Raw genomic sequence first — 22,007 nt, 5'->3', positions numbered from 1 at the left:
AGCGCCCGCGCCGGGCTAGCCTCCGACCAGGAGGTGCGGAGGATGGGCAGGCGCGGCGTGGTCCTCCTCCTCGCCGCCGCGGCGCTCACCACGGCGGCGGTCGCGGGCGTGCAGGGCTCCCTCGCCCCCCGGGCGCCGGTCGCCGACCAGGCCGCCGCCGCCTCCGACGCCCCCGCCCAGTGCGACGACGCCCGGGAGCTGCTGGCCGCCTCGTCCGCCTTCGAGGGCGGAGCGGGCGTGCCGGCCGGCCACCTCGTGGCCTGCCTCGACGAGGACCACCGGCGCCTCACGATCCACAACCGCACCCCCGTCGTCTGGAGTCTCGGCGACTCCTCGGTGCGGGGCGTGACGAGCGAGACGGACGGAGTGACGGGTCTGCTGAGCCTGCACGCGTCGCAGTCCTCCTCCGGGCTTCTCCTCGCACCCGGATCGGCGGCCTCGGTCTCGGCCGGCGACGGGAGGATCCGACCGCGGCCCGACGAGCCCTCGACCCGGCTGCAGCTCGCGCTCACCGCGGTGGTCGCGGCTCAGGATCAGGCGATCGGCCCCTCCGCCGGTCCCGACAGCATCATCCGCGGCGCCGCGCTCACCTGCGCGGTCGTGGTCGCGGAGTCGGACACCGGCTGGCGGGTGACCTCGCCGCGGGCTCTCGCCGCGGCGGCCGAGGACCCGGTGTGCGCGCGCGACTGGGGCCGCGCCCAGCGCAGCGCGGCGGCCTGGCGGATCGCCCTGCCCGGGCTCGTCGACGCCGTGGAGGCTCCCGGCCGCCCCGAGGAGGACACGGCGCTCCAGCGGGCCGCGGCCGACTGGTTCTCGGCCTCGAGCGGCTACTCGTGGGGCGGAGTCGACCGCCCCGCTCCCCTGCCCTGACCGGCGCCGCGCGCCTCGTCCGCCCGGGAACGCGAACGGGCCGCCCTCCGCGAGGAGGACGGCCCGTTCGGCAAGAAGTTCGCGGTGTCATCGAGACCGCGCCCTGCTCCGGGAGGAGCTAGCGGCGCAGACCGAGACGCTCGATCAGCGAGCGGTAGCGGTTGATGTCCACATCCGACAGGTAGCCGAGGAGTCGACGACGCTGACCCACGAGCAGCAGCAGACCACGACGCGAGTGGTGGTCGTGCTTGTGCTCCTTGAGGTGCTCGGTGAGGTCCTTGATCCGCTTGGTCAGGACGGCCACCTGCACCTCGGGGGATCCGGTGTCACCGGGGTGGGTCGCGTACTCTTCGATGATCGCCTTCTTGACATCTGCTTCGAGTGCCATATATGGGATCCCCTCTCTCTCTCGTTGCGCGGTGCCCGGCGCCTGATGCGTGGGCTCTCTTGATCCGCGGCCGTCGAACGGCAACCGGACGACTCTACCAGAGGGAGGGCGGTATCAGGAGCCGGTGGCCCGGTTCCAGAGCACGACGAGCCACGGCGAGACCAGCAGCTGCCAGTAGACGAGCACGAGGACGTTGAGGACCACGCCGATCCAGCCGGCGATCGGCGGACGCTTCTCGCGACGCCGGGCGCGGAGGGTGGAGACGGCGAGCAGGATCCCGGCGAGCAGGACCGCGTGCACGAGCGCGGTGTAGAGCACGCCGACCAGCAGGTCGCTGACGGCCTGGTCGCCCGGGTAGGCGCCGAGCGAGATCAGGGCGTACCAGACGAAGAACGACAGCGGGACGGCGAGGACGGCCAGGAGGACCGAGACGATCCCGGCTCCGTAGCGGCGGAGGAACCCGCGGGCTCCCGAGGCCGTGGCACCGGTCCGAGCGGCTCCGGCGCGGACGCCGCCCGTGGAGCTGCGCCGACCGCCCGAGGCGGCCGCCGCGCGACGCGCGCCCGCCTCGGCGGCGGTGCGGATCGAGCGTCGCGAGGGGGCGGCTCCGGCTGCTCGCGGGGCAGGAGGACCCTGACGCCCGGGCGCGCCGTCGGATGACGTGCTCATGCCTCTCACCCTAGGGGATGACCCCTGAGCCCCCGGATCGGCGCGACGCGGCCCGCCGGGGCGGCGGAGTCAGCAGAATGGAGCAAGTGAGCCAGACCCCCCGCGCCCCCCGGCGCAGCCACGTCCTCGACGTCTCCCCCCTCCGCGAGTCCCCGGCCTTCGCCCGGCTCTGGGCCGGCAACGTGATCTCGGGCATCGGCGGCCAGATGACGATCGTCGCGGTCGGCCTGCACATCTACGAGCTCACCGGATCGACCCTCGCGGTCGCGCTGGTCGGCGTGGTGGCGCTGGTCCCGACCGTGATCGCCGGCCTCTACGGCGGGATGCTCGCCGACGCGTTCGACCGCCGCCTGGTGCTCCTGCTCGCCGCGGTCGTGGCCTGGGGCTCGACCGCGGGGATCGCGGCCCTCGCCTGGCTCGGCGCCGAGACCCCGCTCTCCCTCTACGCGCTCACCGCCGTGAACGCGGTGGCGACGACGGTGATCGTGACCACCCGGATGACGCTGGCTCCGCGGCTGCTCCGCACCGAGCTGGTCCCCGCCGCCGCCGCGCTGGGCGGCATCGCGAGCGGAGTCGAGGTGACCGTGGGGCCCGCCCTCGCCGGCGTGCTGGTCGCCTCCTCCGGCTTCGCGATCACGTACACGATCGACGTCGTGCTGTTCCTCGCCGCGTTCCTCGGCATCGCGGGGCTGCCGGCGCTCGTGCCCGAGGGCGAGCGGCAGCGGCCGGGGCTGGAGTCCCTCCGCTACGGCCTGGGCTTCCTGAAGGGCGCCCCGAACATCCGGATGTCCTTCCTGGTCGACATCGTGGCCATGACCTTCGGACAGCCGCGCGTGGTCTTCCCGGCGGCCGCCGCCGTGCTGCTCGGCGGAGGCGCGGTGACGGTGGGCGCCCTCACGGCCGCGTTCGCGATCGGGGCGCTGATCAGCGGCGTCTTCTCCGGCCGGCTCACCGGGGTCCGCCGGCAGGGCCTCGCGATCGGCCGCTCGATCCAGGTGTACGGAGCGTTCGTCGTCGCGTTCGGCGCGGTCCTGCTCGGTGCCGCGCTCGTGCAGCACGACGCGTCGGCGCCGAACGCGGGGCTCATCGCGCTGGCGGCGGTCGCCCTGGCCGGCGCGGGCGCCTCGGACAACGTCAGCTCGATCTTCCGGCAGACGATGCTGCAGACCGCGGTCCCGGACAACATGAGGGGTCGGCTCCAGGGCGTGTTCATCGTCGTGGTGACGGGCGGCCCGCGGGTCGGCGACCTCTACACGGGACTGCTCGCCTCGCTCGCGCTGCTCTGGCTGCCGCCGCTCGCGGGCGGGCTCGCGATCATCGCGATCCTCGCCGCGGTGCTGCGACTCCGACCGGGGTTCCGTGGGTACGACGCCCTGCACCCGACGGCCTGAGCGGAGGGGCGTCTCCCTCGAGCCGGACGGGACAGCGCGCCCGCCCGCTCGGCTCAGGCCGGCGGACGGGCGCGCCGGGGATCAGTCGCCGGAGGCCGCGTCGGCGCCGCCGCCGTCGGTCAGCCGGTCGTCCGAGACCAGTCCGCTGTCGTCGTCGCGGCCCTCGACCCGCACCGGGCGGTAGACGTGGAAGCCGTCGTCGTCGGGCTCCAGCTCCCAGACCACCTCGACCTCCTCGCCGTCGATGTCGGCCAGGCGGGTGAAGGAGCGCTGCGGGGAGCCGTCGATCATCTCGAGGCGGATGCTCTCCTGCTCCGCTCCGCTGTCGAGGATGGCGGTGTACGTCGATTCGGTGTCCATGCCTCGACGCTAGACACGCGCGGTGAGGCGTCGCCACCCCTTGCGGCGGCGCGCGGTCCGCGTAGCGTCGGCACCATGACAGACACCGACATCACTCCCGCCGACTCCGACGACCGCGAGCAGATCACCGAGATGGTGAAGAGCGCCGGGATCGGGCTCCTCACCACCGTCAACGCCACCGGGCAGCTCGTCAGCCGTCCGCTCAAGGCCCAGGACATCGACTTCGACGGCGAGCTGTGGTTCTTCACGCAGGACCCGTCGCCCAAGGTCGACGACATCCGCGCGAACCCGAGCGTCAACGTCGCGTTCGAGTCGAAGAAGGGCTACCTGTCGGTGGCCGGCTCGGCGACCGTCGTGCACGACCCGGCGAAGGTGGACGAGCTGTGGTCCCCGGCCGTCGCCGGCTGGTTCCCCGACGGCAAGGACGACCCGACCGTCGCGCTGATCCGCGTCGAGGCCGAGACCGTCGAGCTGTGGGCGACCGACGAGCCCCGTCCGGTCGTGCTGTTCAAGGTCCTCAAGGCCGCCGTCACCGGCGGACAGCCCGACATCGGCGAGAACCGCACCGTCTCCTTCGAGTGATCCCTCCCCCCGGGGCGCCGCCGGGCCCGGCGCCTCGCGGGGACAGGCGTCAGGCGCCGCCGAAGCGCTCGGTGCGGACGCGCTCGGGCGCGTGGCCCTGCTCGACCAGGGCGGTGGCGACGGCCTCGACGAACGAGGTCGGGCCGCACACGTAGACGGTCGGCTCGAGCGAGGCCGGCAGAGCCGCCTCGGCGAGCAGCTCCGGAGTGACGCGGCCGGCCGGACGTGCCGCTCCCGCCGGCGCCACCCGGGTGAAGACGTGGTCCACCGCGACTCCGCCCGTCGCGGCCGGCCGCTCGGCGAGCGCCGCCAGCTCCTCGCGGTAGTAGGCGAAGACGGGCGAGCGGACCGAGTAGAGCAGCTGCATCCGCGCCGCGCTCCCGGACCGGGCGTGCTCGCGCGCCATCGCCATCAGCGGCACCACGCCGCTCCCGCCCGCGATCAGCTGCACCGGCTCCGCCTGCTCGGGGCGCCAGACGAACCAGCCGCCGATCGGACCGCGGATCTCGAGCCGGTCGCCCGCTTCGAGGCCGTCGACCAGGTACGGGGAGACCTCCCCGTCGTCCAGCCGCTCGACCGCGAGCTCGACCCGCTCCCCGTCGGCCGGGGCGCCGATCGAGTAGGAGCGGCTCGCCTGGTAGCCGTCGGGCGCGGTGAGGCGCACGTCGAGGTGCTGCCCCGCCAGGTGGCCCGGCCACCCGGGCACGCGGAGCACCAGGAGGCGCGACGTGGGCGTGAGCGGCGCGACCGACTCGGCCACCGCCTCCGTCCACATCACCAGTAGCGCTCCTCTTTCCAGGGGTCCCCGTGCATGTGGTAGCCGTTCTGCTCCCAGAAGCCGGGCTCGTCGCCGGGCATCAGGCGGAGCGTCCGGACCCACTTCGCGCTCTTCCAGAAGTAGAGGTGCGGCACCAGGAGCCGGGCGGGGCCGCCGTGCTCGGCCGCGAGGGGCTTCCCCTCGAACTCGGTGACGACCCAGGCCCTCCCGCCTCGGATCTCGGCGAGCGGGAGGTTCGTCGTGTAGCCGCCGAAGCTCTGCGCCATGACGAAGCCGGCGTCCGTCTCCAGGCCCTCCAGCAGCGTGTCGACCGAGACGCCGCGCCAGCTGGTGCCGAGCTTCGACCACCGGGTCACGCAGTGGATGTCGGTGTGCACGTCCTCGTGCGGGAGCGCGTCGAACTCCTCCCGGTTCCAGCGGCGGACGCCCGCGGGGCCGCCGTCGATCGAGAAGGCCCACTCGTGGATGTTCGGGGTGGGCCCGATCGAGAGGACGGGGAAGCCGTTCTCGGGGTGCTGGCCCGGCGGGAGGTCCGGGTCCGCCTCCCTCTTGCCGAAGAAGCCCCGCGTGATGATGCCCATGTCCGCCCTCGTCGTCCTCGGGGCCTGGCCCCGGATCGCTGGAAACCGCTCGTCGCGCTCACGCTACCGCTCGGTGCTACCGCATGCGGGCCCGCCGGGCGAGCCCGGGACCGTGTCGGACGTCGGTGCCAGGATCGGGGCATGAGACGAACCGTCGTGCCGCCGTACCTCCTCGTCCGCATCGCCCGCCTCGACGATCCGGCCTTCGCCCGGGCCGCGCGGGCCGCGAGCCGCTCGCTCGAGCAGGACGTGCCGTTCCGGCGCGTCCGGCCCGGAGAGCCCGCGCCCGACCGCGGGGCGCCGACCGCCACCGCGACGTCCTCGCCGCGCACCCGCGTGCAGTCGCTCCAGCGCACCATCGCGGACGCGCGGACCGACGAGACCCTGCCCGGCACGGTCGTCCGCCGCGAGGGCGAGGCGGCCACGGGGGACGCGGCCGTCGACGAGGCGTACGACGGCCTCGGCGCGATGTCGGCCTTCCTGCAGGGTGCGTACGGCCGCGACTCGATCGACGACGCCTGGCTGCCGCTCGACGCGACCGTGCACTTCGGCGACGACTACGACAACGCCTTCTGGGACGGCTCGCGGATGGTCTTCGGCGACGGGGACGGCCAGGTGTTCCGCCGCTTCACCGTCTCGCAGAGCGTGATCGGCCACGAGCTCGCCCACGGCATCACCGAGTACACGGCGAACCTCGTCTACCGCGGCCAGTCCGGAGCGCTCAACGAGTCGGTCTCGGACGTGTTCGGAGCCCTGCTGGAGCAGTACGGCGCCGGCCAGAGCGCCGACGAGGCGAGCTGGCTGATCGGCGAGGGGCTCTTCACCGACGAGGTGCAGGGCACGGCCCTGCGGTCGATGATCGCCCCCGGCACCGCGTACGACGACGACGTCCTCGGCTCCGACCCGCAGCCGGGCTCGATGGCCGACTACGTCGAGACCGACGACGACAACGGCGGAGTGCACATCAACTCGGGGATCCCCAACCGCGCGTTCGCCGTGGCGGCGACGACCCTCGGCGGGAAGGCGTGGGAGCGCGCTGGGCAGGTCTGGTACGACGTGCTGACCGGGGGCGTCCTCACCGCGACGGCCGACTTCGAGGCGTTCGCGGCGCTCACCGTGCAGGCCGCCGCCGAGCGCTACGGATCCGGCTCCGAGGTCGAGGCCGCCGTGCGCACCGGCTGGACGACGGTCGGCGTGACGCTGTCCGCCTGAGCCTGTCCGCTCGAGGCCGGAGGCGGGTAGCATCGCGCGCATGGACGTCATCGTGTCGCGCAGCGGCGGATTCGCCGGCCTCCGCCGGGTGTGGCGGGTCGACGTCGAGCAGCAGCCCGACGAGCGCGCTTGGCGCGACCTGCTCGGCTCGCTCCCCTGGGACGCCGCCGACGGCGAGTCCCCCGGCCGGGCCGACCGCTTCGTCTACGAGATCCGCGTGCAGACGCACCACGTCCGCCTCGGCGAGACCGAGCTCGACGGAGCCTGGCGCGAGCTGGTCGACCGCGTGAAGAAGGCGCAGCCCCGCTAGGAGCTGCGCCTTCGTCGTGTGCTCGGAGCTACTCGGTGCCGAGCAGGTCGATCACGAAGATCAGGGTCTTGCCGGAGAGCGGGTGCCCTCCACCGGCCGGGCCGTACGCCAGCGCGGGCGGGCAGATCAGCTTGCGGCGGCCGCCGACCTTCATCCCCGGGATGCCCTGCTGCCAGGCGCGGATGAGGTTGTTGAGGGGGAAGTTGATCGACTGGTCGCGGCTCCAGGAGGAGTCGAACTCCTCGCCGGTGTCGTACTCGACGCCGAGGTAGTGGACCTCGACGGTCGAGCCGGGCTGCGCCTCGGCGCCGTCGCCGACGACGATGTCCTCGACGACGAGGGTGTCGGGGGCCGGGCCCTCAGGGGCGTCGACCTCGGGCTTGGTCAGGTTCTCGCTGCTCATGCCTCGATCCTACGACGCTCGGGAGCGGAGTCTGGGAGCGGGCTGCGAGCACTCACTCCACGAGCGTGAGGCGCTGCGTCGGCCGGGTCATCGCGACGTAGAGCGATGCGGCGCCGCGCTCGCCGGTCTGCGCGATGAGGCGAGGGCGGGCGATGATCACGGAGTCGAACTCGAGCCCCTTGGCGTCGTTCGTCGACAGCACGGCGATCGCGCGGTCGAGCCCGGTCGCTCCGCGGCCCACCTCCCGGCCGAACCGCTCCTCGAGGCGCTCGGCGATCGCGGCGAGGTCGTCGTCGGGCGCGATGACCGCCAGCGTCCCCTCCGCCTCGATCGCCCGGTCCTCGACGACGGCCGCCAGCACGCGCTCGGCGAGGCTCGCGTCACCGCGGTCGCGGATCGTCCGCACCGGCCACTCGGTGGAGCGCACGGCCTCCCCCGGCGTGATCTCCAGCCCGTTCTCGCGCGCCGTCCGCTCGGCGAAGGCGACGATCTGCGCGGGCGTGCGGTAGTTGACCGTCAGCTCCTCCAGGCGCCACGGCGCGGCCTCCACTCCCCGGCCCTGGCGGCCGAAGGTGTCGCGGAGCGCGGCGTCCCAGCTCGAGGCGGCGGAGGCGCCGGACGCCTGCGCGACGTCGCCCACGATCGTGAACGAGCGCATCGGGCAGCGGCGCAGCAGCACCCGCCACTGCATCGGCGAGAGCTCCTGCGCCTCGTCGACCACGACGTGCCCGTAGGTCCAGGTGCGGTCGGCCGCGGCCCGCTCGGCGGTGGTGCCGAGCACCGAGCGCTCGGCGAAGCCGGCCGCGAGGTCCTTGGCGTTGACGAGGCCGTCGACGCCCATGTTGCGGATGGCGGCCTCCGCGTTCTCGACGTCGCGCTTGCGCTGCTCCTTCTCGGCCTTCTTCGAGGCGTCGGCGTGATCGTCGTAGGCGCCGAGCAGCTCCGCGGCCTCGTCGAGCAGCGGTACGTCGGAGACCGTGAACGGAGCGTCACGGTCTCGGCGGAGGAGGGAGCGCTGCGCGGCGGTCCAGCGCGGCGTGAGGGTCGCGAACCAGTTCGGACGGGCGTAGAGGTCCTGCAGCAGCTTCTCGGGGGTCAGCGGGATCCACGCGGTGTTGAGAGCGACGCGGACGTCGTGGGCGGTCCGCACGTCCTCGCGCAGCACCGCCTCGTCGGCCTCGTCGACCGTGCTGCCGTGGCTCCGCAGCTGATCGGCGAGCTGGCGGGTGAGCTGCGAGAGCAGCGTCTTGACGAAGGAGACGCGCGCCTCGTTGTGCGGCTTGCGGGTGTCGCGCGCGCGGGTGATCGCGCGCTCCACGTCCTGCGGCTCCAGACGGAGCTTCTCGCCGTTGACGTCGAGCACCTGGGTCTCGGCCGGGACGGTCTGGCGGGAGCGGACCGCGCGCTTGAGCAGCTCCGCCATGCGCGCCGAGCCCTTCACGCGGGCGACCGCGGGCACGTCCTCCTCGACGAGGTCGAGGCCCGGGTAGAGCTGGCCGAGCGTCGAGAGGACGACGCCCGTCTCGCCGAGCGAGGGCAGCACCGCCTCGATGTAGCGGAGGAAGGACCGCGAGGGGCCGACCACGAGCACGCCGGAGGAGGCGATGCGGTCGCGGTAGGAGTAGAGGAGGTAGGCGGCCCGGTGCAGGGCGACCGCGGTCTTGCCGGTGCCCGGCCCGCCCTGCACGACGAGCACGCCGCGCAGCTCGGACCGGATGATGCGGTCCTGCTCGCTCTGGATGGTCGCGACGATGTCGTGCATCCGGCCGGTGCGCTGCGCGCCGAGGGCCGCCATGAGCGCGCCCTCGCCCTGCAGCACGGTGCCCTCGCGCAGCAGCTCCTCGTCGAAGACCTCGTCCTCGAAGCGGAGGACCTCGCGGCCCCGAGTGGTGAGGTGGCGCCGGGCGCGCGTCCCCATCGGCCGGGCGGCGGTGGCCTGGTAGAACGCGGCCGACTGCGGGGCGCGCCAGTCGAGCAGCAGCGTGTCCTGCTCCTCGTCGCGCAGGCCGATCCGGCCGATGTAGCGGTGCTCGGCGTCGGCGTCCGCGAGCGTCAGCCGGCCGAAGGCGAGCCGGTCGTCGGCGCCGGTGAGCGAGCGGATGCGGTCCTCGTAGAGCCGCGCGTACGCGTCGCGCTCGGAGCGGCTCTGGTGGTTGCCGCCGACGCTCTCGATGCGAACGGTGTCCAGAGCCTCGCGGGCCTGGGCGATCAGCTCGTCGAGGCGGGCGTAGAGCGCCGCCACGTAGTCGCGCTCCCGAGAGAGCTCGGTGGCCTGCACAGTGCTGCCGTCCGTCATCGTCCGCCTTCCGAGGGTCCGCCGCCGCGGGCCGGGAGGCGCGGGATGCGCTCCGGGGGCCGCGGGAAAACAGGCGGTCCAGTCTACCGAGCGATCCGAAGCGGCCCGTCCCGACAGCGGGATCCGGATGCCTCTTGCGCTCGGCGCCGCGGAGGAGCATCCTCTCTCTCACGAAGAGCTCGACGCCCCGTCCGAGCAGCCGGCCCTGCCGCTGCCGCAGGGCGTCGAGCTCTTTCTCGCGGGTGTCCGTCCTCCGTCCGGTCATCGACCGGGAAGAGAACCGGACGGCCCCGCGTTGCACGCCCCATGGCCACTCCGAGCAGCAGCGTCACCGCCCCCTCCCGCGCCTCGATCGACCTCACGGAGTCGGCGCGCGCCGGCTGGGAGTCGTGGCTCGCCCGACGCGTCGAGCGCGTCACCGGACCCCGGGGCGATCTCGCCCTCGTCGAGACGCGCTGGCTCGAGCCCGGCGAGAGCGTCGACGACGAGCAGGCGCTGGCCGGCTACGGCCCCTCGGCGACCCTGACGCGGATGCGCCGCGAGAACCTCGACACCGGCGAGCCGGAGTACGGCTACCGCGTCTGGGACGCGGCCTCCGACGGCATCCGCTCCTTCGACGCCATCGAGACCTTCCCGTTCGACGCCGCCTGGGTGCTCGAGGCGTGGTTCGAGCCGGTCGCCGAGGACCGCACCGTCCCGTTCGAGCACCTGCGCGACAACGGCGCCACCCGCGAGCTCGTCGTGCCCGGCGACATCACCTTCTCGCTCGTGGACGACGGGCGCGCCCGCGAGCACACGGTCGCGGCGTTCGACGACGGCGGCACGCTCCTCGTCCCGTTCGGCGACCCGACCAACCGCAGCGACGACCCGGAGCTCGCGAGCTATCCCGTCGGCCGCTTCCTCGTCGTGCAGCGGATCGGCGGCGCGGCCGACGCGGGCACCCCCGGTCCGGTGCTCCTGGACTTCAACCGGGCCTACATCCCGCCGTGCGGCTTCTCGCCCCACTACAACTGCCCGCTGCCGCCCGCGCAGAACCGGCTCGGCGTGCCCGTGACGGCCGGCGAGCGCCGCGTGCGCAGCGCCTCCGCCTAGCGCGCCGGGGCTGAGCGGGGGCGGCCCCGGCTCAGCGGGTGAGCACCGCCCGGCGGGCGACGAGCTCGTCGAGCAGGACCTGCTCGTCGACCGCTCCGGTGCGTCCGCCGCGGCCGAGCAGGAGGTGCTGCCGGTGGTGCGCGAGCCGCGTCGCCGAGCGGAGGAAGTCCCGCATCGCCCGCGGCCGGTCCCCTCCCGCGCTCCGGGCCCAGCGAGCGGCGGTGCGGCGCCCCTCCGCGGTGCCGATCATCCGCACCTCGGCCGGCGAGAGCCAGCCGGCGACGGCGTAGTCGTCGAGCCGCTGGAGCGTCACGCGCCGCTCCTGCCGGCGCAGCAGCACCACCACGACCACGGCGACCGCGAACAGCGGCACCTGGACCACGCCGTAGAAGCCGAACCAGTCGGACACCAGGAACGACGAGCCGTTCCAGAGCGCGTGCAGGAACGCGGCGAGCGCCAGCCCGAGCAGGGCGATGGGCAGCCGCGCGACGGCGGGCCGGTTCGAGGCGAAGCCGAGGGCCGCGCCCGTGCAGGCGGTGAAGAGCACGTGCGCGAAGGGCGAGAGCACCCCGCGGAGGAAGAAGGTCACGGCGAGCGAGCCGAGACCGCCCTCCACCAGCGCGCTGCCGAAGTAGAGGATGTTCTCGACGAAGGCGAACCCGGAGGCGACGACGGCCGCGTAGACGATGCCGTCGACGGGTCCGTCGAAGGTCCGGCGCCAGATCAGCAGGACGAGGAGGACGCCGATCCCCTTGGCCGTCTCCTCGACCAGCGGCGCCTGGATCACGGCGCCGACGAAGTCGGATCCGCTCGGCTGCTGCCCGGACGCGTAGACGGCGATCTGCACGCCGAGGTCGACCAGGAGCGCGATCGCGACGGACCCGGCCGCGCCCCAGAGGAACGCGAACCACAGGCCCAGCGCTGGCTCCGGCTCCCACCGGTCGACCCAGCGGACGCCCAGCAGGACCACGGTCAGCGGGACGAGGGCGATGACCGCGCAGATCCCCGCGGCGCTGACGCCGAGTCCGAGGACCACGTAGGCGAGCACGAGCAGCAGCAGGATCCCGAGGAGCGCCACGCCGATCGAGCCGAGCACGGTCGGCACGACGGAGGGGCGGGCGGTGGCGGGCGGTGCGGGCGGCGGATAGGCGCTCATGGGGCCGACAGTAGGGCACGGGCGGGGTGCGCTGTCGGCGGTTGACACGCGCCGGGCGCGTGGAGGAGGGCCGGGGTGCGGACGCCCGTGTCCGATTCCCGCTCCTGCTCGACGTCGCCGCGTGCGAGGCTCGAGGCGTGCCCGACTCCGATCCGCTCTTCGAGGAGCGCTACCGCGCCGTCGCCTCCCGCGACTCCCGGTTCGACGGGCGGTTCCTGACCGGCGTGCACTCCACCGGCATCTACTGCCGTCCGAGCTGCCCCGCCATCACGCCGCGGCGCGCGAACGTGCGCTTCTACCCGACGGCCGCCGCCGCGCACGAGGCGGGGCTCCGCGCCTGCAAGCGCTGCCTGCCGGACGCCGTCCCCGGCTCCCCCGAGTGGAACCTGCGCGACGACACGGCGGCGCGCGCCATGCGTTTGATCGCCGACGGAGTGGTCGACCGCGAGGGGGTCGAGGGGCTGGCCGCCCGGCTCGGCTACGGCGCGCGCCACCTCGGCCGCATCCTGCGCGAGGAGCTGGGCGCGCCTCCGCTGGCCCTCGCTCGCGCCCAGCGCGCCCAGACCGCCCGGCTCCTGCTCACGAGCACCGACCTGCCCGTGTCCGACGTCGCCTTCGCCGCCGGCTTCACGAGCATCCGGCAGTTCAACGCGACCCTGGCGGAGGTGTACGAGCGGACCCCGACGGCCCTGCGCGCCTCGGCCCGCGGCACGCGCTCCGAGGCGAGCGTCCACGACGGCGCGACCACGCTGGAGCTCCGGCTGGCAGTGCGGGCTCCGTTCGATCCCGGGGTGCTCGACGTGCTCGGCGGCACCGCGCTCCCGGGCATCGAGGAGGCGTCCCCCGGCGGCTACGCGCGCTCGCTCGTCCTGCCCGGGGGCGCGGCGCTGATCCGGCTGGCGGCGGACGGGGAGAGCGTCCGCTGCAGCGCGACGCTCGTCTCCGTCGCCGACGTCGGGCCGCTGGTCGCCCGGGTGAGGCGGCTGCTCGACCTGGACGCGGACGCCCGCGCCGTGGACGAGGCCCTCGCGGCCGATCCCGCACTCGCTCCGAGCGTCGCCGCCCGCCCCGGTGTCCGCGTGCCCGGCTCCGTCGACCCGGCCGAGACGCTGGTGCGCGCGCTGCTCGGCCGGCGGGAGGCCGCACGGCTGGTCGCGGCGCTCGGCGCGACGCTCCCGGAGTCCGTGGCGAGCGGATCGATCGCACGCGCCTTCCCCTCCCCCGCGGTGATCGCCGAGCACGCCGCAGACGTGCTCCGCGGATCCGCCGACGTGCTGGTGCGGACCTGCACGCTGCTCGCCGAGGGAGCCCTGCGGCTCGACGCCGACCGGGAGGAGCTCGCCGAGCAGCTGCTGGCGGTCCCCGGGATCGACGCGGCCACGGCGGCCGAGGTGGCACAGCGGGCGACCGGAGATCCCGACGTCCTGCTCACCGGGGATCCCGTGCTCCGGCGGGGCGCGGCGGCGCGCGGCCTGCCCGCCGGCGAGCGCGGGCTGGCCGAGGCCGGGCGCCGCTGGGCGCCCTGGCGCAGCTACGCCGGGGCGCGCCTCGCGGCCGCGGTCACGCCTCCGGCGCGGGGTCGATGATCGGGAGCGCCGCGGTCATCGCCTCGATGCCCGAGAGTCGGGCCGGCGAGATGAGCCTCATGACCTCTTCGCGCGACATCAACCCCGCCTCGACCACCAGGTCGGCGATGTTGCGGCCGGTCGCGAGGGCGGCCTTCGCGAGGGCGGCGGACGCGGTGTAGCCGATGCTCGGCGTGAGCGCCGTCACGACCCCGACCGAGGAGGCGACCATGGCCTCGAGCCGGTCGACGTTCGCGGTGATGCCGTCGATGCAGTTCTCGCGGAGCGTCCTGCAGGCCTGCGTCATCCAGGTGATGCTCTGCAGCAGCGAGTGCGCGATCACCGGCTCGAAGGCGTTGAGCTGGAGCTGACCCGCCTCGGCCGCCATCGTGACCGTGACGTCGGCCCCGGCCACCGAGTAGGCGACCTGGTTGACCACCTCGGGGATGACCGGGTTCACCTTGCCGGGCATGATGCTGGATCCCGCCTGGCGCGGAGGCAGGTTGATCTCACCGAAGCCGGCCTGCGGGCCCGAGGAGAGGAGCCTCAGGTCGTTGCAGATCTTGGACAGCTTGATCGCGGAGCGCTTGAGCGCGCTCGAGAACGACATGAAGACGCCGGTGTCGCTCGTCGCCTCGACGAGGTCCTGCGCCATCTCGAGGTCGAGGTCGGTGATCTCGTTGAGGTGGCGGACCGCGGCCGCGCCGTAGCGCGGATCGGCGGTGATGCCGGTGCCGATCGCGGTGGCTCCGATGTTGACCTCGGCGAGCAGCCAGATGGTCTCGGAGAGACGGGCGTGGTCCTCGCCGAGGGTCGTCGCGAAGCCGTGGAACTCCTGGCCGAGCGTCATCGGCACCGCGTCCTGCAGCTGCGTGCGGCCGACCTTCAGGACGCTGCCGAACTCGACCGCCTTGCGGGAGAACGACTCGCGCAGCAGCGCCAGCTCGTCGAGCAGGCGGCGCAGCGACCAGGTCATCGCGATCTTGATCGCGGTCGGGTAGACGTCGTTGGTGGACTGGCTGCGGTTGACGTCGTCGAGGGGGTGCAGGTGCGCGTAGTCGCCCCGCTCGAAGCCGCCGATCTCGAGTGCGACGTTGGCGACGACCTCGTTCGCGTTCATGTTCGTCGAGGTGCCGGCGCCGCCCTGGATCACCCCGACCACGAACTGGTCGTGGAACTCGCCGTCGATGATGCGGCGGCACGCGGCCTCGATCAGCTCGGCCTTGGCGGGGGCGAGGGTGCCGAGCTCGGTGTTGGCCCGGGCGGCCGCGAGCTTGACCGTCGCGAGGGACCGGACGAGATCGGGGTAGATCGAGATGGGGCGCTTCGAGATCGGGAAGTTGTCGAGGGCCCGCGCCGTGTGGATGCCCCAGTAGGCCTCGGCGGGGATCTCCATCGAGCCGAGGGAGTCGCTCTCGGTGCGCGTGGCGGGGGTCTCGGTGTCGTCCAGGGCTCTGCCTTCCGGGTCGCGGTCGGGGAGGGTGCTCGGTGCGAGGGTCACGTCCAGCTCCGTTGCTGTCGTCGTGCGGCCCCGGAGGGTGCAGGGGGCTCGCGAACTGCGCGGCCAGCCTATCGCCGGGGCACGGGGCGGCGGCGGGCGCGGGCGCGGAGCGTCCGCTCGGCGGGCGCGGAACGACCGCGCCTCCCGCCGCCGGAGCGGACAGGAGGCGCGGGACGCGGGAAGCGGCGGATCAGCGGTAGTCGCTGCCCGACGCGAGGGCCGCGAGCGGCACGAGCACGACCACGACGAGCACGGCGATCGCGAAGAGCAGGACGAGGCCGAGCATGACGGAGTTGAGCACGATGCCCCAGATCGAGAGCGTGCGGCCGGTCGGCTCCCTCCGCAGGCCCAGGATGCCGAAGACGAGGCCCGCGGCCGGAGCGATCACGGTCAGTCCGAAGAAGACGGAGGTGACGCCGAGGATCAGGCTGGTGAGCGAGAACGGGGTCGAGGGCGCCGGGGCGAGCGCCGCGGGCGGGACGGCGGGGGTGCCGTAGGGGGCGCGGGCCTGCTGCGAGGAGGCGGGCTCCTCGGCGGCGGGGCGCTCCCCGGCGGACGGCCGCTCCTCGGTGAGGACGGCGGTCGCGCCCAGGTCCACGGTCGGCTGCTCGTCGGCGGGGGTGGAGAGGCGGGCGGTGCGGTCGTCGGTGGTCACGGTGTGCTCCTTCTCGGGTGCCGGTCGCCCGGCGGGATGCGGTGCCGCCGGGCGGGCCGGCGGTGCTGCCGGTGTGCTCCGGCGATGCCTCCACGCTACGGACGCGCCCGGACCCGCCCCATCCGGGGAACCCCCGGAACTCGGGGGCGATCCCCCGCCTCGACGCGGGGGCGAGTGCGAGACTGGTCCCGGCGCGAGGAGGCGGCGATGGACGACGACGAGCTGCGGCACCGCACCCGGGACCGCAAGGGCGCCCGTGCCGTCTGGTTCGCCGGGCTCTCGGCGCTCGCCGGCTTCGTGGTGATCTCCCCCGTGATCTCCCTCACGGCGACCGTGATGGTGTGGGGGTCGCGGCGGCGGATCGGCACCCTCAGCGACCGGAACGGCCTGGTCGCCGTCAACTGGCAGCTCACCTACCTCGCACTCCAGCTGATGCTGGTCCCGCTGCACCTCGCGCTGGTGTCGGTGCGCGACTCGCTCGGCGCCGACTGGCCGCTCGCGACGATCTCGGCGATCCTCGCGCTGGCCGTGCTCAACCTCGTGCTGTGCGTCGTCCTCGGGATCCGGTCCGGCCGGGGACGCACCGTGCGCCTCTGGATCGCCGTACCCTTCGCCCGCTCCACCCGTCCGCCGCGCTGACCGTCGGAGCACCCCGGTCCGCACGGCTCCCCGCTCCCGGGACTCCGCCCGGCGTGTCCGCGGCCCGGTGCCCCCTCCACGTCGCGGCGGCGGGCAGGGTGGTGGAGTGATCGCCTTCCCTCCGCCCGTGTACGTCGTGGCCGACGACGGAGTGCGGCTGGCCACCTACTCCGTCGGCGAGGAGAGCGCCCCGACCGTCCTCGCCGTGCACGGCTTCGCCTCCCACGCCGTTCTCAACTGGGAGACGTCGGGCTGGCTGCGGACGCTGCACCGGGCCGGGTACCGCGTCGTGGCGCTCGACCAGCGCGGGCACGGCGCGAGCGAGAAGCCGCACCACTCCGACTCCTACAGCGTGGACGCCATGGTGGCCGACCTGGTGCGGGTGCTCGACTCCTACGACCTCGACGCGCCCCACGTCCTCGGCTACTCCCTCGGCGCCCGGATGAGCTGGGTGCTGGGGCTCGAGCACCCGGAGCGGCTCGCATCGCTGAGCCTCGGCGGGCTGACGGTGGGCGAGCCCCTCCGCTCCTTCGACGCGGAGGCGGCCCGGGCCCGCGTCGCCTCCGGCGGCGAGATCGACGACGGCTTCACCCGCGCCTTCATCGGCATGGCGGAGGGCGTGCAGGGCAACGACCTCGCGGCACTGGTGGCGGTGGCCGACGGCGTCCGCGGCGGGGCGCACCCGGAGCACGGGCGGCACCCCGGCCTGCCGACGCTGCTCGTGACCGGCGGCGCGGATCCGATCGCTCCCGGCGGAGAGCTGCTGGCGGCGGAGGCGGGGGCGCGGTTCGTGAGCGTCCCCGGCCGCGACCACACCAGCACCGTGCCCGCGCGGGGCTTCAAGGACGCGGTGCTGGCGTTCCTGGCGGAGCAGCGCTGAGCCGGCCCCGCGCCGGACGGGAGCACCGCGAGCGCCGAGGCCCGCGGCGTAGCATCCCCCTCATGCAGGCGATCCGCATCGAGAACCCCGGCCCCGATTCCCGACTCGTGCTGGAGGAGGTGCCGACGCCCTCCCCCGGACCCGGCGAGGTCCTCGTCCGCGTGGCGGCCGCCGGCGTCAACCGCGCCGACCTCGGCCAGCGCGGCGGGGTCTACCCGCCGCCGCCCGGCGCCTCCGAGATCCTCGGCATGGAGGTGTCCGGCACGGTCGTCGCGCTCGGCGAGGACGCGACCGGGTTCGCGGAGGGCGACGAGGTCTGCGCGCTGCTCTCCGGTGGCGGCTACGCGGAGTACGTCGCGGTCGACGCGGGCCTGGTGCTGCCGGTGCCGGACGGCGTCGGCCTCGTCTCGGCCGCCGCCCTCCCGGAGACGACGTCCACCGTCTGGTCGAACCTCGTGATGGTGGCCGGGCTCGGATCCGGCGACACCGTCCTCCTCCACGGCGGCGGGAGCGGGATCGGGACCACGGGCATCCAGATCGCCGCCGCCCTCGGCGCCCGCGTCGCCGTCACGGCCGGCAGCCCCCGCAAGCTCGAGGCGTGCCGCGCGCTCGGGGCCGACGTCCTGATCGACTACCACGAGGAGGACTTCGTCGAGCGGATCCGCGAGGCGACCGGCGGGCGCGGCGTCGACGTGATCCTCGACCCCGTCGGCGGCGACTACCTGGCCCGAGACCTGGAGGCGCTGGCCGTGGGCGGGCGCGTGGTGTTCATCGGCAACCAGTCCGGTGCGCTGGGCTCGCTCGACCTCGGGGTGCTGATGCGCAAGCGCGGGGCGGTGCACGCCACGACCCTCCGCGCCCGGCCCCTGGAGGAGCGGCGCGCGATCGTCGCGCGGGTGCGCGCGGAGGTCTGGCCGCTGGTCGCCGCCGGGACGGTGCGACCGGTGGTGGACGAGGTGGTCCCGCTCGCCGAGGCCGAGCGGGCGCACGACGTGATGCGCTCCTCCGGCCACATCGGCAAGCTGCTGCTCACCCCGTGACGCCCCGCACCGGAGGAGGCCCCCGCCGCCCGCGGTGAGCGGGAGCGGGGGCCTCCTCCGGTGATGCCCTCCGGCGGGGCGTCAGACCGCGGAGCGCAGGAGTCCGAGCGAGCGGTTGATGCCGTCGACGTCGACCGCGGCCGGATCGAACGAGGCTCCGGCGGCGAGGCCGAGAGCCTCGAGCGCCTCCGCGTGGTCGGCCGAGGACGGGTCGGTCGCCGCCCGCACCGTGTCGGCCCAGGCCGCGGGGCCTCCCGGCACGTCGAGCGGAGCCGCGCCGCGCGCGCCCGTGCAGCGCGGCAGAGCCGTCGACAGCGGCGCGATCGCCTCCAGGCGGATGACGTGGCGCCACTCGTCCTCGAGGTCGTAGACGTAGAAGAGCTCGTCCTGCTCCTGCTCGAGCACCTCGGCGAGCGCGACGCCCGCCTCGTCCACGAGGTCGGCGCCGAACTCCTCCGCGTCGGACGGCGAGCCGATCGGAGCCTGCTCCTCGTCGGGAACGCCCACGCTGAAGTAGTGCGGCTGCGCGTCGGTCCAGCCCAGCGAGAGCTGGAGCGCGAGGTGCAGATCGCGCAGCGACGACTCGGAGGAGAGCTCGAGGCGCCGCCAGACGACGGGCTTGGTCCCGAGCAGGGCGACGTGGAGCGCGTAGGCCGTCGCCGTGTCCTGGGTCGCCTCGTCGAGGATCTCGAGGCGGGTGGCCTCGCGCTCTCCGAGGAGGACGACCGTCGCGCGGACGACGGAGGCGAGGACGGGCGCCAGGCCCTCCGGCACCGCGTAGCCGAACTCGGGCGAGTGCAGCAGAAGCCCCAGCTCGGCGGTGTCGTCGAGCATCCGCTCCGCTGTGCCGACCATGCGCTCGCGCTCGTCGAGGGCCTCGTCGAGCGAGACTCCGGAGTCGGCGGCCAGCTCGTCGACCAGCTCGCCGACGACCAGGCCCGGGTGGATCTCGGCCTGGCAGGCGACGGCGATGCGGACCAGTACGGCGTCGGTGGTGGTGACCGCGCGCTCCTCCGGGGAGAAGGCGCCGTCCTCGGTGTCGGCGGCCGCCAGCGCGGTCTGGGCGCTGAGGATCCACTGCTCGAGGAAGCGGGCGACGTAGGCGATGCGCTCGGCGGCGGCCTCGTGCGCGTCGGAGCTGCGCCAGAGCACGGCGGCCTCGCCGAGACCTGCGGCGGATCCCTCCTGCTCGAGCACGGCGGAGCCGATCAGCGCGTCCCACCAGGCCGAGACCGGGATGCGGACGGAGTCGTCGCTCGGGGTGGATCCCGCGGAGGAGATGCCCGCCTCGACCGCGATCTCGCGGGCGGCGCGCTCGGTGAGGGTCGCGCCGTCGTCGGCGGCGAGGTGCTCTACCACGACGTCGGCGGCGTGCACCAGAGCGGTGGCGCGGACGGCGGAGAGCTGCTCCTCGGCCGGGACCTCGTCGAGCTCGTCGAGGTCGTCGAGGACGGCCTCCACGAAGGAGCCGGCGAGGTCGAGGACCTCGTCGAGGACGGCCTGGCACTCGTCCAGCTCCTCGTCGGTGCCGGTCCAGAGGTCCTCGTCGGTGAGGAAGTCGAGGAAGTGCTCGACGACCTCGGCGACGGTGAAGAGGGTGTCGTCGAGGTCGGCCTCGCTCTCCTCCCCCGACAGGTCGGCCTCGATCTGGTCGAAGACGGCCTCGAGCAGCTCGGCGTCGGGCTGGGCGAAGGAGCCGCGCGGGCGCAGGTCGCGGGTCATCGCGAAGAGGTCGGTCAGCACCTCGACGGCCTCGTCGGCCTCGAGGTGCTCGTGCTGCATGCCCACCTCGGCGAGGTGCGAGCGGTACCAGCTGCGGAACCGCACCATCAGCGCGGTCTCGGCCGTGCGGCCGCCGCCCTGACCGCCGGACCCGCCCTGACCGCCTCCGGATCGTCCCTGGTTGCGCTTCTTGCCCATGATTCCTCCGCGACCGCTCCACTCACGACGAAGCGCTCCAGCCTACCCAGTGCGGGCGCGCGGCGGCACGCGCGGTCGCCCCCTGTTCACCCTGTGCGCACCGGGTCCGCTCCCTCTGGTGCGGCCGATCGCCCGAGTCCCGGGATCAGCGCGCTGTGGGAGGCCTCGCCGCCCGGGCCCCTGCCACACGGGCCGCGATGATGAGAAATCTCGCAGCGATCGGGCGGCGAGGCTTGCGCTCGGCCCCCTCGCTTCGGTGGAGTGTCCGGATGACCGACACGACGGACACCGCCGAGACCGCTCCCGGGAAGGTGTCGCTCAAGCGGGTGATCACCGGACCGCTGCTGTTCGCCTTCATCGTGGGCGACACGCTCGGAGCCGGCATCTACACCCTGGTCGGCACGATGGCGGAGGACGTGGGCGGCGTGATCTGGCTGCCGCTGCTGATCGCGCTGGTCGTCGCCCTGCTCACCGCGGGCACGTACGCCGAGCTGATCACCAAGTACCCGCACGCCGGAGGGGCGGCGCGCTACGTGGACCGCGCGTTCGGGAAGCCGTACCTCTCGTTCCTGATCGGCTTCCTGATGATGGCGTCCGGCATCACGACGGCGGCCTCCCTGGCGAACGCGTTCGCGGGCGACTACCTCGGGGCTCTGCTGAACGTGCCGCCGATCCCGACCGCGATCGTCTTCATCGCGATCCTCACCCTGGTGAACCTGCGCGGGGTGAAGGAGTCGCTGACCGCGAACCTGGTCGCCTCGGTGATCGAGGTGAGCGGACTGGTCATCGTCATCGTCTGCGCCGCGGTCTTCTTCGGCTCCGGCGACGGCGACGCCTCCCGCGTGCTCGAGTTCAACCCCGACGTCGCTCCGCTGCAGGGGGCGTTCGCCGCCTCGATCGTCGCCTTCTTCTCGTTCCTCGGCTTCGAGGCCGCGGCGAACATGGCCGAGGAGGTGCGGAACCCCTCGAAGGTCTACCCGCGGGCCCTCTTCGGTGCGCTGATCACCGCCGCCGTGGTCTACCTCCTGATCGCGCTCGGCGCCGTGATCGTGCTGCCGAACGACGAGCTCGCGGCCTCCAGCGGCCCCCTGCTGGACGTGGTCGCGGCGAGCGGAGTGGCGGTGCCGCCGTGGCTGTTCGGCCTGATCGCGCTCGTCGCCATAGCGAACGGCGCTCTGCTGTTCATGGTGATGGCGTCGCGGGTCGGCTTCGGGCTCGCCACCTCCGGGCTGCTGCCGAGCGCCTTCGGGAAGGTGCTGCCGGGCCGCCGCACGCCGTGGGTGTCGATCGTGGTCGTCGGCGGAGTGACGATGCTGCTCAGCCTGATCGGCGACGTCGGCACGCTCGCCGAGACGACGGTGCTGCTGCTCCTGCTGGTGTTCATCGCGGCGAACGTGTCGGTGCTGGTGCTGAAGAAGGACCGCGTCGACCACGCCCACTACTCCGTGCCGCGGGTGGTGCCGGTGCTCGCGACCATCGCGAGCGTGGTGCTGCTGACGCAGCAGACGGGCGTGGTCTGGCTGGCGACAGCGGGCTACGTGGTCGTGGGGACGCTGCTGTTCCTCGCCACCCGCCTGGGGAAGCGGAAGCACGCGGAGCGGACCCCGGACTGATCCGGGCCGGCGGCGATCCGTCGCGAGCGGCCCGTCCGCGGATCCCCTGCGGGCCGTCCGCGGCGGATCGATCGCGGGGGGCGGTGAGGAGTGGGATCGTGAGGCT

General features: G+C 74.0%; 22 protein-coding genes. 11 read left to right on the top strand and 11 right to left on the bottom strand.

Annotation, left to right across the window (positions count from 1 at the left end; genetic code table 11):
- The first annotated feature begins 42 nt into the window (after positions 1–42).
- Positions 43–870: a hypothetical protein gene (locus C5C25_RS07025; protein WP_104250167.1), complete on the top strand. Its 828-nt coding sequence runs from the start codon at positions 43–45 to the stop codon at positions 868–870.
- 118 nt (positions 871–988) lie between these two features.
- Here the strand turns inward: C5C25_RS07025 and rpsO are convergent, their stop codons facing one another.
- Together rpsO and C5C25_RS07015 are read right to left on the bottom strand one after the other, a co-directional pair.
- Positions 989–1,258 (bottom strand): 30S ribosomal protein S15, encoded by a 270-nt coding sequence (rpsO, locus tag C5C25_RS07020; protein ID WP_068252328.1) that lies wholly within the window; start codon positions 1,256–1,258, stop codon positions 989–991.
- A 114-nt stretch (positions 1,259–1,372) separates the two neighbouring features.
- Complete coding sequence (locus C5C25_RS07015) at positions 1,373–1,927, bottom strand: hypothetical protein (RefSeq protein ID WP_104250166.1); 555 nt, start codon at positions 1,925–1,927, stop codon at positions 1,373–1,375.
- A gap of 86 nt (positions 1,928–2,013) precedes the next feature.
- Between C5C25_RS07015 and C5C25_RS07010 the strand changes: the two genes are divergently transcribed.
- Complete coding sequence (locus tag C5C25_RS07010) at positions 2,014–3,318, top strand: MFS transporter (RefSeq protein WP_258069359.1); 1,305 nt, start codon at positions 2,014–2,016, stop codon at positions 3,316–3,318.
- Positions 3,319–3,399: 81 nt separating this feature from the next.
- On the opposite strand, the gene C5C25_RS07005 is transcribed toward C5C25_RS07010, so the two are convergent.
- Positions 3,400–3,678, bottom strand: coding sequence for a hypothetical protein (locus tag C5C25_RS07005; RefSeq protein WP_104224817.1), 279 nt, complete (start codon positions 3,676–3,678; stop codon positions 3,400–3,402).
- A gap of 75 nt (positions 3,679–3,753) precedes the next feature.
- Between C5C25_RS07005 and C5C25_RS07000 the strand changes: the two genes are divergently transcribed.
- Positions 3,754–4,260 carry a pyridoxamine 5'-phosphate oxidase family protein gene (locus tag C5C25_RS07000; protein WP_104224818.1) on the top strand — a complete coding sequence of 169 codons (507 nt, stop codon included), beginning with the start codon at positions 3,754–3,756 and terminating at the stop codon, positions 4,258–4,260.
- A 49-nt stretch (positions 4,261–4,309) separates the two neighbouring features.
- Here C5C25_RS07000 and C5C25_RS06995 read toward each other — a convergent pair whose 3' ends face one another.
- Together C5C25_RS06995 and C5C25_RS06990 are read right to left on the bottom strand one after the other, a co-directional pair.
- The gene (locus C5C25_RS06995; RefSeq protein WP_104226284.1) at positions 4,310–5,035 is read right to left on the bottom strand and encodes a ferredoxin reductase; all 726 of its coding nucleotides are present in this window, start codon (positions 5,033–5,035) and stop codon (positions 4,310–4,312) included.
- Positions 5,035–5,619, bottom strand: a complete 585-nt coding sequence (locus C5C25_RS06990) for a molybdopterin-dependent oxidoreductase (RefSeq protein ID WP_104250164.1) — start codon at positions 5,617–5,619, stop codon at positions 5,035–5,037. Before C5C25_RS06990 ends, C5C25_RS06995 begins: the two co-directional genes overlap by 1 nt.
- 141 nt (positions 5,620–5,760) lie before the next feature.
- Here C5C25_RS06990 and C5C25_RS06985 point away from each other — a divergent pair, with 141 nt between their 5' ends.
- Entirely contained in the window at positions 5,761–6,831 is a 1,071-nt protein-coding gene (locus C5C25_RS06985; protein ID WP_104250163.1) for a M4 family metallopeptidase, read from the top strand.
- Positions 6,832–6,871: 40 nt separating this feature from the next.
- Positions 6,872–7,141: a protealysin inhibitor emfourin gene (locus C5C25_RS06980; protein WP_104239032.1), complete on the top strand. Its 270-nt coding sequence runs from the start codon at positions 6,872–6,874 to the stop codon at positions 7,139–7,141.
- A 28-nt stretch (positions 7,142–7,169) separates the two neighbouring features.
- On the opposite strand, the gene C5C25_RS06975 is transcribed toward C5C25_RS06980, so the two are convergent.
- Positions 7,170–7,544, bottom strand: coding sequence for an FKBP-type peptidyl-prolyl cis-trans isomerase (locus tag C5C25_RS06975; protein ID WP_104224823.1), 375 nt, complete (start codon positions 7,542–7,544; stop codon positions 7,170–7,172).
- Positions 7,545–7,596: 52 nt separating this feature from the next.
- Positions 7,597–9,840: a UvrD-helicase domain-containing protein gene (locus C5C25_RS06970; protein ID WP_104250162.1), complete on the bottom strand. Its 2,244-nt coding sequence runs from the start codon at positions 9,838–9,840 to the stop codon at positions 7,597–7,599.
- 306 nt (positions 9,841–10,146) lie between these two features.
- On the opposite strand from C5C25_RS06970, the gene C5C25_RS06965 reads away from it, so the two are divergent.
- Positions 10,147–10,932 carry a DUF1684 domain-containing protein gene (locus C5C25_RS06965; protein WP_104250161.1) on the top strand — a complete coding sequence of 262 codons (786 nt, stop codon included), beginning with the start codon at positions 10,147–10,149 and terminating at the stop codon, positions 10,930–10,932.
- A gap of 31 nt (positions 10,933–10,963) precedes the next feature.
- Here C5C25_RS06965 and C5C25_RS06960 read toward each other — a convergent pair whose 3' ends face one another.
- On the bottom strand, positions 10,964–12,088 hold the full coding sequence (locus C5C25_RS06960; protein WP_104233243.1) for a PrsW family intramembrane metalloprotease: 1,125 nt from the start codon (positions 12,086–12,088) through the stop codon (positions 10,964–10,966).
- Positions 12,089–12,225: 137 nt separating this feature from the next.
- On the opposite strand from C5C25_RS06960, the gene C5C25_RS06955 reads away from it, so the two are divergent.
- A complete protein-coding gene (locus tag C5C25_RS06955; protein ID WP_167299023.1) occupies positions 12,226–13,674 on the top strand; it encodes a DNA-3-methyladenine glycosylase 2 family protein in 1,449 nt (482 codons plus the stop codon).
- Here C5C25_RS06955 and C5C25_RS06950 read toward each other — a convergent pair.
- Both C5C25_RS06950 and C5C25_RS06945 read right to left on the bottom strand, forming a co-directional pair.
- On the bottom strand, positions 13,649–15,103 hold the full coding sequence (locus C5C25_RS06950; protein WP_258064082.1) for an aspartate ammonia-lyase: 1,455 nt from the start codon (positions 15,101–15,103) through the stop codon (positions 13,649–13,651). The genes C5C25_RS06955 and C5C25_RS06950 overlap by 26 nt on opposite strands.
- A 241-nt stretch (positions 15,104–15,344) precedes the next feature.
- Complete coding sequence (locus C5C25_RS06945; protein WP_104250160.1) at positions 15,345–15,809, bottom strand: DUF4190 domain-containing protein; 465 nt, start codon at positions 15,807–15,809, stop codon at positions 15,345–15,347.
- A 207-nt stretch (positions 15,810–16,016) separates the two neighbouring features.
- Here C5C25_RS06945 and C5C25_RS06940 point away from each other — a divergent pair, with 207 nt between their 5' ends.
- The 3 genes from C5C25_RS06940 to C5C25_RS06930 all read left to right on the top strand — a co-directional run bounded on the left by C5C25_RS06940 (position 16,017) and on the right by C5C25_RS06930 (position 18,368).
- Positions 16,017–16,448: a DUF4870 domain-containing protein gene (locus tag C5C25_RS06940; RefSeq protein ID WP_181065463.1), complete on the top strand. Its 432-nt coding sequence runs from the start codon at positions 16,017–16,019 to the stop codon at positions 16,446–16,448.
- Positions 16,449–16,554: 106 nt separating this feature from the next.
- A complete protein-coding gene (locus C5C25_RS06935) occupies positions 16,555–17,328 on the top strand; it encodes an alpha/beta fold hydrolase (protein ID WP_181027173.1) in 774 nt (257 codons plus the stop codon).
- 62 nt (positions 17,329–17,390) lie between these two features.
- Positions 17,391–18,368 carry an NAD(P)H-quinone oxidoreductase gene (locus tag C5C25_RS06930; protein WP_104250157.1) on the top strand — a complete coding sequence of 326 codons (978 nt, stop codon included), beginning with the start codon at positions 17,391–17,393 and terminating at the stop codon, positions 18,366–18,368.
- Positions 18,369–18,449: 81 nt separating this feature from the next.
- Here the strand turns inward: C5C25_RS06930 and C5C25_RS06925 are convergent, their stop codons facing one another.
- A complete protein-coding gene (locus C5C25_RS06925) occupies positions 18,450–20,288 on the bottom strand; it encodes a plasmid pRiA4b ORF-3 family protein (protein WP_104250156.1) in 1,839 nt (612 codons plus the stop codon).
- Positions 20,289–20,557: 269 nt separating this feature from the next.
- On the opposite strand from C5C25_RS06925, the gene C5C25_RS06920 reads away from it, so the two are divergent.
- Positions 20,558–21,901, top strand: a complete 1,344-nt coding sequence (locus C5C25_RS06920; protein ID WP_104250155.1) for an APC family permease — start codon at positions 20,558–20,560, stop codon at positions 21,899–21,901.
- The last annotated feature ends 106 nt before the right edge of the window (positions 21,902–22,007 follow it).

The organism is Rathayibacter sp. AY2B9 (assembly GCF_002931595.1).
GTDB lineage: Bacteria > Actinomycetota > Actinomycetes > Actinomycetales > Microbacteriaceae > Rathayibacter.
This window is presented reverse-complemented; position numbering and strand designations above follow the sequence as displayed.